At 71.1% G+C, this 16,099-nt stretch carries 10 protein-coding genes, 1 tRNA gene and 1 riboswitch; of the genes, 5 read left to right on the forward strand and 6 right to left on the reverse strand.

Annotated elements, in window-relative coordinates:
- Window positions 1-45: 45 nt before the first annotated feature.
- Window positions 46-118, reverse strand: a tRNA-Arg gene (locus ND747_RS10155).
- A 570-nt stretch (window positions 119-688) separates the two neighbouring features.
- Between ND747_RS10155 and ND747_RS10160 the strand changes: the two genes are divergently transcribed.
- Window positions 689-2,122 (forward strand): toll/interleukin-1 receptor domain-containing protein, encoded by a 1,434-nt coding sequence (locus tag ND747_RS10160; RefSeq protein ID WP_251733253.1) that lies wholly within the window; start codon window positions 689-691, stop codon window positions 2,120-2,122.
- Between the two features lie 101 nt (window positions 2,123-2,223).
- Here the strand turns inward: ND747_RS10160 and thiC are convergent, their stop codons facing one another.
- Entirely contained in the window at window positions 2,224-3,825 is a 1,602-nt protein-coding gene (thiC, locus tag ND747_RS10165; RefSeq protein WP_251733274.1) for a phosphomethylpyrimidine synthase ThiC, read from the reverse strand.
- Window positions 3,826-3,928: 103 nt separating this feature from the next.
- Between thiC and ND747_RS10170 the strand changes: the two genes are divergently transcribed.
- Window positions 3,929-4,066 carry a hypothetical protein gene (locus ND747_RS10170; protein ID WP_251733254.1) on the forward strand — a complete coding sequence of 46 codons (138 nt, stop codon included), beginning with the start codon at window positions 3,929-3,931 and terminating at the stop codon, window positions 4,064-4,066.
- A gap of 11 nt (window positions 4,067-4,077) precedes the next feature.
- Window positions 4,078-4,185: riboswitch (TPP riboswitch) on the reverse strand.
- A gap of 75 nt (window positions 4,186-4,260) precedes the next feature.
- On the opposite strand, the gene ND747_RS10175 is transcribed toward ND747_RS10170, so the two are convergent.
- Window positions 4,261-5,910, reverse strand: a complete 1,650-nt coding sequence (locus tag ND747_RS10175) for an ATP-binding cassette domain-containing protein (RefSeq protein ID WP_251733255.1) — start codon at window positions 5,908-5,910, stop codon at window positions 4,261-4,263.
- Complete coding sequence (locus tag ND747_RS10180; RefSeq protein WP_251733256.1) at window positions 5,907-8,030, reverse strand: ABC transporter permease; 2,124 nt, start codon at window positions 8,028-8,030, stop codon at window positions 5,907-5,909. The genes ND747_RS10175 and ND747_RS10180 overlap by 4 nt, the downstream gene beginning before the upstream one ends.
- Before the next feature lie 162 nt (window positions 8,031-8,192).
- Here ND747_RS10180 and ND747_RS10185 point away from each other — a divergent pair, with 162 nt between their 5' ends.
- Window positions 8,193-9,428 carry an ABC transporter substrate-binding protein gene (locus ND747_RS10185; protein WP_251733257.1) on the forward strand — a complete coding sequence of 412 codons (1,236 nt, stop codon included), beginning with the start codon at window positions 8,193-8,195 and terminating at the stop codon, window positions 9,426-9,428.
- A gap of 16 nt (window positions 9,429-9,444) precedes the next feature.
- Here ND747_RS10185 and ND747_RS10190 read toward each other — a convergent pair whose 3' ends face one another.
- Together ND747_RS10190 and ND747_RS10195 are read right to left on the reverse strand one after the other, a co-directional pair.
- On the reverse strand, window positions 9,445-11,394 hold the full coding sequence (locus tag ND747_RS10190) for an ABC transporter ATP-binding protein (RefSeq protein ID WP_285900300.1): 1,950 nt from the start codon (window positions 11,392-11,394) through the stop codon (window positions 9,445-9,447).
- 44 nt (window positions 11,395-11,438) lie between these two features.
- Complete coding sequence (locus tag ND747_RS10195; protein WP_251733258.1) at window positions 11,439-13,172, reverse strand: ABC transporter ATP-binding protein; 1,734 nt, start codon at window positions 13,170-13,172, stop codon at window positions 11,439-11,441.
- 1,058 nt (window positions 13,173-14,230) lie between these two features.
- On the opposite strand from ND747_RS10195, the gene ND747_RS10200 reads away from it, so the two are divergent.
- Window positions 14,231-15,421: a hypothetical protein gene (locus ND747_RS10200; protein ID WP_251733259.1), complete on the forward strand. Its 1,191-nt coding sequence runs from the start codon at window positions 14,231-14,233 to the stop codon at window positions 15,419-15,421.
- 132 nt (window positions 15,422-15,553) lie between these two features.
- Window positions 15,554-15,970, forward strand: a complete 417-nt coding sequence (locus ND747_RS10205; protein ID WP_251733260.1) for a ferritin-like domain-containing protein — start codon at window positions 15,554-15,556, stop codon at window positions 15,968-15,970.
- Window positions 15,971-16,099 lie beyond the last annotated feature (129 nt).

The following is a 16,099-nucleotide window of genomic DNA, read 5'->3' on the forward strand; positions in this document are numbered from 1 at the left end:
CGCCGTGTGATCGGCTGCGGGGCTTTGACCTGTCTCAACCTGACGTGCGCTCGGAGGGAATCGAACCCCCAACCTTCTGATCCGTAGTCAGATGCTCTGTCCGTTGAGCTACGAGCGCGTGCCCGCCACCGTGGCGGCCGGCGTTGCCAGCTTACAGCACGCCGACGGCGACTCCGGCACCCGGACCGCGTCGGGGCGATCGTAGTCCGTCCGATGCCCGGAGTAAGTGATCTACGTGGGTCGGAGGCCGCGGGGTGAGCCACGGCGGACCGGACAGGTCGGCGGCCCCGGACACGTCCAAGCCTCGGGGCGCGCTGGGCCGATGCCTCGGGAGGGTGGATCAACGACGATGCCCCACGTATCGACCGTGCCCGCATACCGGCCCGGCCCAGCCGGAGTCGGCACGCGTCCATGGCCACGCCGGCGATGTCCGGCCTGCCTGCGGGCCTCGCGCTCGATCCGCCCGATTGAGCGGGAGTACGCGAAAGGGCCGCTCGGACCTCGGCGCCCAGCAATCCCGGAACCCGGTTGTCCGGGCGGGGGTTACGGACCTTTTCCCCGACACCGGCCACGTACGATCTGTAGGGATCTCCTCGGGCGGACGGCTGTTCTGGTGTCGGGTTCCGGCTGCACGGGGACGGTCCGTGTCAGCGGCGGATCAGGCCTCGGGGGAATGGTGACGCAGCGGTTGACCGACGAGGAGATACGCGAGCTCGCGCGCGCCTTCTACCGTCAGATCGAGGTCCTGTCCCTGCTCGAGCGGGCCGGGCTGGAGCGTCACCAGCAGCCGTCCTGGTCAGGTCAGAGCGCGCAGGAGTACTGGCAGGGGATCAATCGGCTGGTCGAGTCCGGCCAGCTGCCCGACGGGCGCCTGAAGATCCTTACTGCGGCCGGGCGTGACTTCAAGGCCAACAGGACCTTCCTCAAGGGCATCGAGCAGGCTGCCGCCGCGGCGCCGGCGGGCGTCCTGCTCGCGGTCGACTCGGTGGTGCTGATGGCGGATGGCACCTTGGTGCCGGTGGACTGGCGGCTGGGTCTGGCCGGCATCGTCGATGACGCCGCGCGGCGATGTGGCCTCGCGGTGGGCACCATCGTCCACCGGCAGCGGGATACCAGTCTGACGGGTGCGGTCCGGGACCGCGCGGCTGCGCCGATGCTCGTCGGGGCCTTCGCGGCCGAGCTGGCCGGTGCGCTGGCGGTCCATAACGGCGAACGGGTGGGTGCGGAGCGGGTACGGCTCCGACTCGCCCTGCATGCCACCGCCGACGCACCTCCAGCCGCACCCGGCGCCGGTGCGGGCGCCGACAACCCCAGCCCCGCGCTCGACGGGCCGGCGGCGGCGCTGACCCATCGCCTCGTCGACGCGCCGGGACTGAGCCAGCTCCTGCGCAGCGACCCGGCGGCTGATCTGGGCGTGATCCTGTCGTCCGCCCTTTACGACGCAACGGTTCGCCACAGCGTGCACGGCCTTGATCCCACGGTGTTCCGCGAGATCAAGATCGATCTTCCCCGTGGTGTCCCGGTTCTGCCGGCCGTGCGCTCCGCCTGGGTGACGGTTCCACGCCCGGCCACCGGCTCGGCGAGCGATGCCGCGGCCCGCCCCGGGCAGGCCGCGAACGGCCTGGCGCCGTACCACCCTCGGCCGGCGGCGGTTCCCGGAGACCACCGGTGGGACTACCTCATCTCGGTCGCGGACGAGGACGGCGGCTGGGGTGCGTGGATCGCCTGGGAGCTGGAACAACGCGGTTTTCTGGTGCACCTGCAGGCCTGGGACGTCCTCCCGGGGAACAATCCGGTGATCCAGATGGACCAGGCGGTTCGCCACGCCGAGAAGACCCTTCTGGTGCTGTCGGAGAATTATCTGCGGGCGCCGGAGGTCCAGGTTCAGTGGACGATCGCCTGGCGTGGCGACCCCACCGGAATTCAGCGGCGGCTGGTGCCGGTGCGGGTCGCCGCATGCCGACCGGAAGGCATACTGCACGGAATTTCCTATATCGACCTGGTCGACCTGGACGATTCCGACGCCCGGGAAGCCTTCCACCGTGGCATCGATGCGGTGCTGCGCGGCCGTAACCGCCCGACCTCCCCGCCGCCCTTCCCCGGCCCACGCGCTCAGTCCTGACCGGCCCTGTGGTCAGCGCGGGCCGTTCGAGGAAACCCGGCGGATCCGGCACCGTCCGGTTCGTTTCTGCGGACGGTGCCGGACGGCGCGGACAGCAACGGTCAGGTTCCGGGCGCTGACTGCATCGTCTTGGCCCGAGCCGGTTCGCCGGTGTCGGACCGGACCTGTTGGGAAAGGCGCATCGAGCAGAAGTGCGGCCCGCACATGGAGCAGAAATGCGCGGCCTTCGCTGCCGGGGCGGGCAGTGTCTCGTCGTGGAAGGCGCGGGCGGTCTCCGGGTCGAGAGCGAGATGGAACTGGTCGGCCCAGCGGAACGCGAACCGGGCGTCGGACAGGGCGTCGTCCCAGGCCCGAGCACCGGGATGCCCCTTCGCGAGGTCGGCGGCATGGGCGGCGATCTTGTAGGCGATGACGCCGGCCTTGACGTCGTCCCGGTCCGGCAGGCCGAGATGTTCCTTCGGGGTGACGTAGCAGAGCATCGCCGTGCCGTGCCAGCCGATCACCGCGGCGCCGATCGCGGAGGTGATGTGGTCATACCCGGGCGCGATGTCGGTGGTCAGCGGCCCGAGCGTGTAGAACGGCGCGTCGTGGCAGAGCTCGCGCTGCAACCGGACGTTTTCCTCGACCAGATGCAACGGAACGTGTCCGGGCCCCTCGATCATCACCTGGACGTCGTGTCGCCAGGCGACACGAGTCAGCTCACCGAGGGTGGCGAGTTCGGCGAGCTGGGCCTCGTCGTTCGCGTCCGAGACCGAGCCGGGCCGCAGGCCGTCGCCGAGGGAGAACGTCACGTCGTAGGTCGCGAGAATCTCGCAGAGCTCCTCGAAATGGGTGTAAAGAAAGTTCTCCTGCTGGTGGGCCCGGCACCAGGCGGCAAGGATCGCACCGCCACGGGAGACGATTCCGGTCCGCCGCCGGGTGGTCAGCGGCACATACCGGGCCAGCACGCCGGCGTGCACCGTCATGTAGTCGACGCCCTGTTCACACTGGCGGATGACGGCGTCCCGGTAGGCCGCCCAGGTGAGTTCCTCGGGCCGGCCGCCGACCTGCTCCAGCGCCTCGTAGATCGGCACCGTGCCGACCGGCACCGGGGAGTTGCGCAGAATCCACTCCCGGGTGCGGTGGATGTCGGCGCCGGTCGAGAGGTCCATGACGGTGTCGGCACCCCACCGGGTCGCCCACACCATCTTCTCGACCTCCTCGGCGATCGACGAGGTCACCGCCGAATTACCGAGATTGGCATTGATCTTCACCAGGAAGGCGCGGCCGATCGCCATCGGTTCGGATTCCGGATGGTTGACGTTCGCGGGCAGCACCGCGCGGCCGGCGGCGATCTCCGCCCGCACCGTCTCGGCCGGCAGCCCCTCCCGCAGCCCGACGAACTCCATCTCACGGGTGATCTCCCCACGCCGCGCGTAGGCCCGCTGGGTGAGCGCCCCTCGGCTCGACGCCCGCACCCCGCGACGTACGCGGCGCGCGCCGTCGGCCTCGACCGCCCCGCTACCGGCCGCTAGGACCATGCCGTCGTCGCCAGCGGCGCGGATGCCGGCGTGGGTCTCGGTGTCGCCCCGGGCGTCGATCCAATCGACCCGCACCGGTGCCAGCCCACGGCGGACGTCGATGTCCACCGTGGGATCCGTGTACGGACCGGAGGTGTCGTAGAGCACGACGCTGTCTCCGGTGCTGAGCACCACCTCCCGCATCGGCACCCGCAGGCGCGCATCGGCGCCGACCAGCCAGGTCCGGCGGCTGCCGGGCAACGGCCCGGTCGTCACGACGGCTTCCCCCGGCTGCCGCGACGACCGCGTGGTCGTCGCCGTCGCCGGCAACGGAGATGACGGCGACGAGATCTCGGCGACCTGTGGAGCGGCGGAATCCGGGACCGCCGTGGCGGAAGAAGGCGACGTCCCGGAAGAAACCACGGACAATGGCAGGGAAGGATGAATTTCGCCAGACGGCATCATGCCAAAACTCCCTACGCCGGCATTACCCGGACAGGTTCATGCGGTCGACGGCCCCAGCCGCCCTCTCAGCCCCTTGGTGGAGCTCCCGCGATGTGCGATGTGCGATTACGGCAAGAATAGGCCACCGGAGTTCCGCTCGTCCACGAAAACCCGTTTTCCTGTCGACCGCCGCGGTCAGTCCGAGTCCGCGGCGGATGGCGCCGCCTGTCCCAGGTAGCTGACCTCGATGAGGTCGGGACGTGCGGTGAGTTCGGCGGCGGACGCGGTCAGTGCGACCCGTCCGCGGTCGAGGACGTAGCCGCGGTCGGCGACCCGTAGCGCGAGCGCGGCGAACTGCTCGACGAGCAGCACCCCGGTGGACGTCTCCGCCGCGATGGTGCGCAGCAGCTCGAGCAGCCGCGGTGCCACACCGGGCGCCAGGCCGAAGGACAGCTCGTCCACCAGCAGCAGCCGCGGCCGGCGGACCAGGGCGACGGCGAGCGCCAGCCGCTGGCGTTCCCCGCCGGAAAGCTCTCCGGCCGGCCGGTCGAGCAGGCCGGTCAGCGGCGGGAACCAGCCGAGGACCCGGTCGATCTCGCCGCGGTGGGCCCGTCCGGCCGCCATCCGCAGGTTCTCCCGGACGGTCAGCCGGCCCAGCGCGCCCCGGCCCTGCGGGACGACGGCCAGGCCCCGGCGGGCCAGTGCGCTCGGCACCGGCCGGCGCACCCGCTCCCCCAGCAGGGTGAGCCGCCCGGCGGTGACCGGCAGCTGGCCGGCCGCGGTGCGGATCAGCGTCGTCTTGCCCGCGCCGTTCGCCCCGAGCAGCGCCACGATCTCCCCGGCCCGCACCGTCAGCGACACCTCACGCAGCACCGGACCCTCGTGATAGCCGCTGGTCACCGCCGCCAGTGCCAGCAGCTCCTCCCCCACCCCGCCGGGGGCCTGCGACGCCCCGCGACTCGACGCCCCCGACGCCCCCGACGCGGCCGACGCCCCTGACACGGCCGACACGGCCGACACGGCCGCGGGCGGGTCGGGGGGTGCCTCGGTGGTCTCGCCGAGGTAGGCGGCCCGCACCGCGGGGTCGGCACGAACGGCGTCGGGACGGCCTCCGGTGACGATCCGGCCGCGGTCCAGGACGAGCACGTGGTCGCAGACGTCGAAGACGAGCCGCAGGTCATGGTCGACGAGCAGGACAGCCACGCCACGACTGGCGATCCGGCGGATCCGGGCGGCGAGGTCCGTCCGGTCGGCGGGGTCGAGACCGGCGGCGGGCTCGTCGAGCAGTAGGACACCGGGTTCGCCGGCCAAGGCCCGTCCCACGGCGACGGCGGCCCGCTCGTCATGGGTCAGCGTCGCCGGCAGCAGACCCGCGATCGGCTCCAATCCGAACTCCCCGGCCCGCGGCCCGCCGGAGCCCGCAGGTGGCCCGCCGGAGCCCGCATGCGGCCCACGGGCGCGCAAGCCCCTGGGCCGCGGTTCGCCGGAGCGCGGTTCGCCGGAGCGCGGTTCGCCCGAGTGCGAACTCGACGGGGCGACGACGGCGAGGTTCTCCTCGACGTCCAGGCTGTCGAACAGTTCCAGGGCCTGGAAGGTACGGGCGAGGCCGTGGCGGGCCCGGGCATGCGGCGGCAGGCCGGCCAGCGGGACACCGTCCAGCGTGATCTCGCCAGAGAAGATCGCCGCGAAGCCGGTGAGGGCATCGATGAGGGTTGTCTTGCCGGCGCCGTTCGGGCCGATCAGACCGGTGACGCTGCCCGCGGCCAGGGTGAACGAGACGTCCTCGACGATACGGGCGCGGCCCTGCCCGGCGGACAGGCCCACGACGTCCAACCGGCCGCTCATGCGGCACCGCCTGAGCGGTCGGCGCGATGCGCACCGACGGGACGGCCCGAGCCGGTTGAACGACCGGAGCCGGCGGGGCGGCGGCTGGTGGGCAACCAGCCGAAGGCGGGCAGCCAGCCGGGCAGCGCGGCCAGCCGGGCGTCCACGCCCCCGGACCGGCCGCTGGGATCCGGGCTGCCGTCCGGCGGTGCCGCGTCGCGCCGCGAGGTCCGGGCGGGGCGGTGGACGAGGCCCGCGGGGCGCAGCACGGCGAGCGCGACCACGGCAAGTCCACACAGCACCTGTTGGTACTCGCCAAGCCCGAACATCCGGTCGAGGGCGGTGAAGACCAGCCCGTTGGGGGCGAGCAGGCCCGCGACCACCGCCCCGCCGACGCTGGTCACTCCGCCGACGGCAGCGATCGCGAGAAACAGCAGCGACGCGGTCACGCCGAACGAGTCCAGCGAGAGCCGACCCTGGCTGTAGCCGATGAGGCAGCCGCCGAGGCCGGCGATCGCGGCCGACAGGGTGAACGCCAGGATCTTGGTGCGGCGCACGTCGATCCCGGCGGCCGCGGCGGCGCGCTCGTTCGCCCGCACGGCGAGCATCTCCCGGCCCAGCGGCGCGGTGCGCAGCCGGGCGACCCCGTAGCCGCAGGCGGCGAGCACCGCCAGGGTCAGCAGACCGTAGCGGGTGCGGGGGAAACCATCGCCGGAGATGCCGAGGTCCAGGCCGAACACTGTGGGGCTTGGCACCGACGAGCCCTTGAGACCGCCGGTGACCAGCGGATTGCCGAACACCGCCTGCTGGATCGCGACACCCGCCACCAGCGTGATGAGCGCGAGATCCACCCCGCGCAGCCGCCGCGACACCACGCCGAGGAACAGCCCGGCGGCGGCGGCCGCGATCGTGGCCAGGATCGGGGCGATCGGGAAGGGCACCCCAAGCTCACCCTGCAGCCGGGCCAGCAGGAATCCGGCGACCCCGGCCAGGGTCATCTGGGCCAGCGACAGCTGGCCGACATACCCGGTGAGCACCACGAACGACAGGCAGACCACCGCCGCGGCGAGGCTGCGTTCCAGGCCGAGTCGGTAGTTCCCGGCCAGCACGAACAGGGCGATCACCCCGACGACGACGCCGACGAGCAGACCGGCCAGCGGACGGCGGGACGGCGTGACCACGGGCAGCGGTGCGGTCGCCACCGCGCCCGCGGACCGGCCCGGGATGAGCGTGCCGCGCCGCCCGGCGACGACCAGCACGCCGATCATCGGGATCAGCTCGCGCATGCCCTGCTGGTTGAGCCAGGACACGTCCTGCTGCAACGGCAGCAGCACCGCCTGCGCCATGCCGATGGCGAGCGCGCCGGCCACGGTCAGCCCGAACGACGACAGCCCGCCGATCAGCGCCGCGGCGAGCGCCGGGACGACCAGCAGCGAGTAACCGGTCGGGTTCAGCGAGCTGATCGGGGCGACGAGAATGCCGGCTAGGGCCGCGAGCACGGCGGCGAGCATCCAGTTCACCGCCGCGATCCACGCCGGGCGCCGACCCAGCAGGGCCGTGGTCTCCTCGTCGTCCGCGACGGCCCGGGTGGCCAGACCGAACATCGTCCAGCGGGACACCGCCCACAGCCCGACCGCGGCCACGACGACGATCGCGGCGAGTAGCAGCCGGTCACTGGACACGGTCGCGCCGGCCACGTGCAGGGCGTGCTGGGGCAGCACCGGGGTGAGGAACCGGTTGCCGGTGCCGAACTGGATCACTGCCACCTGCTGCAGAGCAATGGTGAGCCCGACCGCGGCGACCACCGTCATCATCGGCTGGGCGCGGCGCAGCGGACGGAACACGAGCAGGTAGGTGACCAGCGAGAGCAACGCCGCCATCACCAGCGAGACAGTCAGCGCCAGCGCGAACGACGGGGTATCCGTCAGATGAATTCGTGGCGGCAATCCGACGACCGGCAGGACGAGATCCCCGACCTCGCGGAGTTCGGCATATTGATATGTCGCATACATGGCGAAAGCGCCATGTGCGATGTTGATGACGCCGGACGCCCGGTAGGTGAGCACCAGCCCCAGGCCCAGCGCCGCGTACACCGCGCCTGGTCCCAGGCCCAACAGCAGGGCGGCTACATACGTGTCCACGGGGCTCCCGAGCAGGCGGACGACATCCCGGCCGGCCGGCGGGCGCGCGGACGACACGGTGGACGGGGCGGTGCGGGCGTGCTCATCGCATCATGTCCGTTCGGCCGGGTCGGCGCTTCCCCGTCCGGAATCCAGGTGGGTGGGAGTGTAACTTGACCGCCCGTGAGACAAGCTTCCCGCGCCCTGTTCGCCTTCTCCGTCGTCCTCTCCGTCGCCGTCGCCGGTGTCGGATGCACGAGCCAGCGCGGTGGCTCGTCCGGCGGCGTATCTCCCGGCGCCTCGGCCAGCACGCTGACCGGCACGCCGATCACCCTCGGTTTCGTCACCGTCGAGAACTCCGCCCTCGGCTCCTACCCGGAAACGCGCCGCGCCGCGCAGGCCGCGGTGAACCGGGCGAACTCCACGCTCGGTGGGGTCGGTGGCCGCCCGCTGCGGCTGGCCACCTGTGCCACCGACGGGTCGCCGGAATCGTCCCAGAACTGCGCCAACCAGCTTGTGGCGGAAAAGCCGGTCGCGGTCGTCGGCGGAATCGACTTCGGCACCCAGGCCGCGATGCCCATCTACGAGTCGGCACACATACCGTACGTCACCGGATCGCCACAGCTGTCCGGTGAGCTCGATTCGAAAAACGCGTTCGCCCTGTCGGGCGGTTCGGTCGCGGAGCTGCTCGGCCTCACCGAGTACCTGACGTCGACGAAGCACATCCGCAGTGCGCACGCACTGTACGTGGACCTGCCCGGGCTGCTGACTGCGGCGATCCAGGGTTCGCAGAACATCCTGCGCAAGAAGGGGGTCACCGACGTCAAGCTCATCGCCGAGAAGGCGGACGCCGCCGATTTCGCCCCCGCGGTGACCCAGGCCGCCGCCGGCAACCCGGATGCGATCATCGTGGTGTTCCAGGCGGCGGCGTGTGCCCGCATCGCCCAGGCGGCCGCCTCGCTGAACGTGCGCAGCGACATCTACTTCGTCGGTGCCTGCGCCTCCCCGGCGGTGCCGCGGGCCGCTGGCGGGAAGACCGCGAATCTGTACTTCGCCTCCAGCTACCTGCCGGTTCCCGCCAGCGGCGGGGACGCTGACACGGCCGCCTTCCGGGCGGCAGTGCCGGACGCCGACCGCACCTCCGCCTCCCAGGGGGCGTTCTCCACCGTGCTGGACCTGCGGGCGCTGCTGGCGAAGCTTCCCCAGCCGAACGCGGCAGCATTGACCACCGCCCTGCAGGCCACGTCGAACGAGCCGAACGTGATGGCCCACCCGTACACCTGCGACGGCAAGCAGCTCAGCATCTTCCCGGCGGTGTGCAACTCCGCGGTCCGGCTGCTGCGCTGGCAGAACAACGCCTTCACCGATGTCACCGGCAGCTGGGTGGACGGCCGCCAGCTGACCAGCCTGATCAACTGACGGCCGTCCGCCGGCTTCAGATCTCCACGACGGCCTGGGCGAACTGCGAGCGGTAGAGCCGCGCGTAGGCACCGTCGGCGTCGAGCAGGGTCTCGTGGTTGCCCTGCTCGACGATCGCCCCGTTCTCCAGCACGAGGATGGTGTCGGCGTCCCGGATGGTGGACAGCCGGTGGGCGATCACGAATGCCGTGCGCCCGGCCCGCAGGGTCGACATCGCCTGCTGGATGAGCACCTCGGTGCGGGTGTCCACCGAGCTCGTCGCCTCGTCGAGGACGAGGATGAGCGGCTCGACCAGGAACGCCCGGGCGATCGTGATCAGCTGTTTCTCCCCGGCGCTGACCCCGGTGCCCTCGTCGTCGAGCACCGTGTCGTAGCCGTCCGGCAGGGTCCGCACGAACCGGTCGACATGGGCGGCCCTCGCCGCGGCGACGACCTGTTCGCGGGTGGCCCCGGCCGCGCCGTAGGCGATGTTCTCGGCGATCGTGCCGCCGAACAGCCAGGTGTCCTGCAGCACCATGCCGATCTGCGCGCGCAGGCCGTCGCGGGACATCGTGGCGATGTCGATCCCGTCCAGGGTGATCCGCCCGGACGTCACGTCGTAGAAACGCAGCAACAGGTTGATCAGCGTGGTCTTGCCGGCGCCGGTGGGCCCGACGATCGCGATGGTGTGCCCGGGCTCCGCGACCAGGGACAGATCCTCGATGAGGGGCTTGTCCGGTTTGTAGCGGAAGCTGACGTGCTCGAACGCCACCCGACCGCGGGGCTGCGGCGACACCACGGATTCGACCGGATCCGGAGACTGTTCGTCGACGTCGAGCAGCTCGAACACCCGCTCGGCTGACGCGATGCCGGACTGCAGCAGGTTCGCCATGCTGGCCAGCTGGGTCATCGGCTGGCTGAACTGGCGCGAGTACTGGATGAACGCCTGTACGTCACCGATCGACAGTGAGCCGGAGGCCACCCGCAGCGCGCCGATCACCGCCACCAGCACGTAGTTGACGTTGCCGATGAACATCATCGTTGGTTGCATCAGCCCGGAGATCGACTGGGCCCGCCAGCTCGCCGCGTACAGCGCCTCGTTGTACTCCCGGAAGGTCTGCGCCGACTCCTCCTGCCGGCCGAACGCCCGGACCAGGGTGTGCCCGGTGTACATCTCCTCGATGTGCGCGTTGAGCCGTCCGGTGAGCCGCCACTGGGCGACGAACTGCGGCTGGGCCAGTTTGCCGACCCGGGTCGCCACGAGCACCGACACCGGGACGGTCACGACCGCGACCAGCGCCAGCTCCCAGGAGATCCAGAACATCACCGACAGCACGCCGCAGATGGTCAGCACCGACACGACCAGCTGGGCGATGCTCTGCTGCAGGGTCTGCCCGAGATTGTCGATGTCGTTGGTGACCCGGCTGAGCACCTCCCCGCGGGGCTGGCCGTCGAAGTAGCGTGCGGGCAGGCGGGCAAGCTTGTGCTGCACCTCGGAGCGCAGGTCGCTGACGACCCGCTGGATCGCCCGGGTGGTCATCCGGGCCTGCACCACCCCGGCGATGCCGGCGAAGGCGTAGATCAGGGCGACGCCGAGCAGCACCCGACCGATGGCGTCAAAGTCCATCCCGTTGCCAGGGGTGATGTGCAGCGAGGAGAGCAGATCGGCCTGGGTGCCGTGGCCGGTCGCCCGCAGTGCCGCGACCGCGTCCTCCTTGGACGTGCCGGCGGGCACATGGCGGCTGAACACCCCCGCCAGCACCAGGTCGGTGGCATGCCCGAGCAGCCGTGGACCCGTGACGTTCAGGGCGACGTTGACCACCGCGAGCAGCCCGGCGACGACCAGGACCGTCCGCTGCGGGCGCAGTCGGCCCAGCAGCCGCCGGGTCGACCCGGCGAAGTCCGCCGACTTCTCCCCCGCGCCCTGACCGGCGAGAAACCGGGCCGGCCCGGCCATCGGAGCCGGCCCGCGACGCGGGGCCGGCATGCTGGCAGCACCACCGGCGGTCTCGGTCGGACCGTCGTTCCCGCTCACGCGGCCTCCTGCTCGGTGAGTTGGGACAGGACGATCTCGCGGTAGGTCGGATTGCCTGCCATGAGTTCGTGGTGGGTGCCGGTCCCGACGACCTCGCCGGCCTCAAGCACGATGATCTGGTCGGCATCGCGGATGGTCGCCACCCGCTGGGCGACGATGACCACAGTGGCCTCGGCCGTCTGCTGCGCGAGCGCGGCGCGCAGCCGGGCGTCGGTGGCATAGTCGAGGGCCGAGAACGAATCGTCGAACAGGTAGATCTCCGGTCGGCGCACGAGCACCCGGGCGATCGCCAGCCGCTGGCGCTGCCCGCCGGAGACGTTGGTGCCGCCCTGGGCGATGGAGCTGGCGAGGCCGTCGGGCATCGCCTCGACGAACTCGCGGGCCTGGGCGATCTCGAGGGCGGCCCAGAGTTCGGCGTCGGTCGCGTCCGGGTTGCCATAGCGCAGGTTCGATGCGACCGTTCCGGAGAACAGGTACGGCCGCTGCGGGACGATGCCGACGGTGCGGCTGAGCACCGCGGGGTCGAGCTCGCGCACGTCCACCCCGTCGACGAGCACGGCGCCCTCGGTTGCCTCGGCGATCCGCGGGACGAGCCCCACCAGCGTGGTCTTCCCGCTGCCGGTACTGCCGATGATCGCCGTGGTCCGCCCGGGGCCGGCGGTGAGACTGACCCCGCGCAGCACCGGGATCTCCGCGCCGGGGTAGCGGAAGCCGACGCCGCGCAGCTCCAGCTGGCCGACCCCCCGCAGCTCCCGCACCGGCACCGCCGCCGGCCGCAGGGACGACTCGGTGCCCAGCACCTCGTGGATGCGCTCCGCGCACACCTCGGCGCGCGGAATCATCATGAACATGAACGTCGCCATCATCACCGACAGCAGAATCTGCATCAGATAGCTGAGGAAGGCGGTAAGCGCGCCGATCTGCATCTCGCCGGCGTCGATGCGGTGCGCGCCGAACCAGATCACCGCGACGCTGGAGAAGTTCACGATGGTGAACACCAGCGGGAACATCATCGCCAGCAGGTTGCCGAACCGCAGCGAGACGCCGGTCAGGTCGTCGTTGGCCACGCCGAACCGCTCGCGCTCGTGCCGGTCCCGGACGAAGGCCCGGATCACCCGCAGGCCGGTGATCTGCTCGCGCAGGATCCGGTTGACCGTGTCCAGGCGCTCCTGCATGCCCCGGCCCAGCGGCCGCATCCGGCGCACGATCAGCCCGATCGCGACCAGCAGCGCCGGCACGATCGCCACCAGCAGCAGAGACAGCACCGCGTCCTGGTTCACCGCCAGAATGATTCCGCCGATGCACATGATCGGCGCGGAGACCGTCAACGTGGCACCGAGCAGGACCACCATCTGCACCTGCTGCACGTCGTTGGTTGCCCGGGTGATCAGCGAGGGGGCGCCGAAGCGGCTGACCTCACGGGCCGAGAACGCCTGCACCTGGTCGAACACGGCGGCCCGCAGGTCGCGCCCGACCGCCATGGCGGTACGTGCCCCGGCCATCACCGCCGCCCCGGCACAGATCATCTGCACCACGCTGACACCCAGCATGACCGCACCGATCCGCAGGATGTAGCCAGTGTCGCCGACGACGACACCGTGATCGATGATGTCGGCGTTCAGCGTCGGCAGGTAGAGCATCCCGAGTGTCGCCACCAGCTGCAGCGCCACCAGCACGGCGACGGCCCGGCGGTAGCGGCCGAGGTACACCCGCAGAAGTCGGATGAGCATACGATCCTCTCAGCTACTCTCGGCCACTATAAGCTACTTTCCACTACGCACCGTGCGCTCGGCGCAGACCGGGCAGCCCGGCCAACCGCCGCCCGAGGCCACCCTCCGGGGTCGGGCCGCGACGAGGCGGGCATCCTGCTCCTGGGGCATGCCTGCGCGGGCACTGTCCGGCGCCGGTGGTCAACTCCTGTCCGGAGGGCTCCGCTGCGGATGCGTAGTGACCTTACGACCTGACCCGGACTTCAGGTCAAGGTATTTCCGACCGGGGGTCCGCCGACGTGGCGACCTCGCGGTCGTGGCGCCGACGACCACGCCGGACGGACCAGATTGCCGAGCAACGCCCAGATTGCCGAGCAACGCACCGAAACCGGCGATGCCGGAGACATCCGCAGCACCATGCCGAGCGAACCGAAAACGTCCACACGGCGAACCGGCAATATACAGCGCCCGGTCCGCCCCTCCGGCCGAACAGCAATCGGGCGGCAGCGCCCGCGCCGTTCAGGAGTTTCCCGAGACCAAACAACAGACGATTTACCGGTCCGGGAAGTCCGGGATCCGGTCCTTCCCAAGGCAACCGCCACAACAGCCATCGGGTGGACGGGGGCATCCCGGCGGGTCGTTCCACTCCTCGGCGCAGGGCCGGGGCGGCCGGATTTTCCCGCCGGCCTCGGTTACGTCCGCCTCGCACGTGCCCCTCGCCCGGGCTCGCCGGGCCGGTGCCGGGAATGCGGTGCAACCGCGAAGGTCCGCGCTATCCCGACCGGCTCTCGACCCGAAAGTCAACGCTTGGCGCGGATGGCACTCGCGAGGGTTTGCACGTCTACGTTGTGGCGCATCTGACGGGTCCGCCGAGGTACCGAACGGCTAGTCTTTGTGACGGCCATAGGCCAAGGGACAGGCAGAGCGATCCGCCGTTCGATCGTCGGACGGCGACAGACTGCCAGCGGGCGACGAGCTGTTCGTGTTCGCCGGGCAGCCGTGTGCTCACGGGCAGCGGGGAGTGCCGCGCCGGCTCGGATTCGGATGTACCACGACGACGACGAACGGACGGTACGGCGATGCCCCTTTCCGGAGCCCGGCCACGCGGCCCGAAGGCCGAGCTCGAGAACAAGAGCCAGCTCGCGCTGCTGCACCATCTCCACGAGCTCAACCAGCCGTACCGGGTCAGCTACGAGATGGTCGTCCGTAAGGTCTGGGTGGACGACGAGGACGCTCGCATCCGCCGCTCCCGGGCCCGTGACCTGAGCCGTCAGTTCCGCGGCGACAAGGACATCGACTGGCATGTCATCGAGAACTACCTTGAGCTCCTCTTTCCCGACGACCACGACGAGCTGCACGCACAGCTCACCCACGCCCGCCCGCTGTTCGTCGCCGCGTTCGGCCCGGATGCGGCCGACGAGGCCGGTCCCGACGACGGTTCGGCCACCGCACCCAGCCCTGAATACGTCGCCGAACTGGAACGCCAGCTCGCCGAGTCCCGGATGCGCGCCTCCTTAGCCACCGCCCTGCTGGTGATCGTCCGCTCGGAGAACGCCGCTCTGCGTGGCAGGAACGTGTCCTTCGGCTGGTTCGACGCCACGCCCGGCGCCGACGACCACGCTCCGCACGACCGGGACGGCGACGAACGCGCGACTCTGCGTGATCGGGTCACGCCGAGTGGCCGTACGTCGCGCAGCGGCCAGGCCTCACCTGGCGGCCAGGCTGCACGGGCTGGCCGCGCCGCGGCGGAGCGCCCCACGTCCGGCAACGGCGCGTCCCATGATCCGGCAACCGCGCCGATCGCCCGCCCACCCGCTCGGCGCAACGTCCACCGCCAGCGTCGGGGCACCGCCGGCCCGGCCCGGCCCACCCCCATCGCGGGGCGGCTCTACCCAAGCGCCGCCCCGTCGCTCGCCGCTGCCGTCGCCGCCGCCGTGGCAGCCGCCAGATCCGCACCATCCGCATCTTCCCCCGCCGCGTCAACCACCCCGGCAACCGCGGCGTCCGCTCGTCCGGCGACCGGCCGCACGGTGGCTGCCCGCTCGGCGGCCACCCGCACGACGAGCAACCGCGCCGCGAACAGCCCGGCGGCGGGCCTCCAGCCGGTGGGTGTCCAGCCGGCCGGCGGCCAGACCTCGGGCCTGCAGACAACAGGCGTCCAGGTGATGGGCAAGCAGAGGACGGGCAACCGGATCACCGGCAGTCGGACGGCGGACGGCGAACCGGATATTCTCGCGGCAGGTCCACCGCGCCGACGCCGCGGGCGCTGACACCGCCTCCACCGCAGGAAGATCACATGGTCTGGCCGGGCGCGGATGCTTGACGGCGCCGATTATGGGCATCCCGCCCACAGTCACCCGACCACCTGGCCGGGCGTCACTGCAGACGGGAGAGCGTGCACCATGGATCGGGAGACATTTGTCAAGCTGCTCAACGACGATCTCAGCTCGGAGTACCAGTCGATCATCCAGTACATCCAGCATGGTGCGACCATCACCGGCCCGCAGTTTCTCGCCATCGGTGACGAGATCAAGCGCCATCTGCCACAGGAGCTCAGCCACGCGACGATCCTGGCGGAGCAGATCTCCTTCCTGGGCGGCACACCGACCGCCGAGGTCTCCACGGTTCGTTCCTCCATCAGCCCCGAGGACGCCCTGCGCACTGACCTGGCACTGGAGTCCGAGCAGCTCGACCGCTACCGCGAGCGAGTCGGCCAGGCACACGACCTCGGTCTCGCCGACGTTGCGGAGGCTCTCCGGCCACTGCTCGAGCAGACTCAGGAACACGTCCGCGACCTGCAGTCCGCGCTCGGACGCTGAGCCACCGGACTCCGCCAGGCCGCTCAGACGCCAGGCTTCTCGGACGCCAAGACCCTCGGACGCCAAGACCCTCAGGCGCCAAGACCCTCAGGCGCCAGGGATCGATGGCGGTCGCGAGGACAGCGCCAC

The sequence above is a fragment of the Frankia sp. R82 genome, from assembly GCF_023716925.1.
GTDB lineage: Bacteria > Actinomycetota > Actinomycetes > Frankiales > Frankiaceae > Frankia.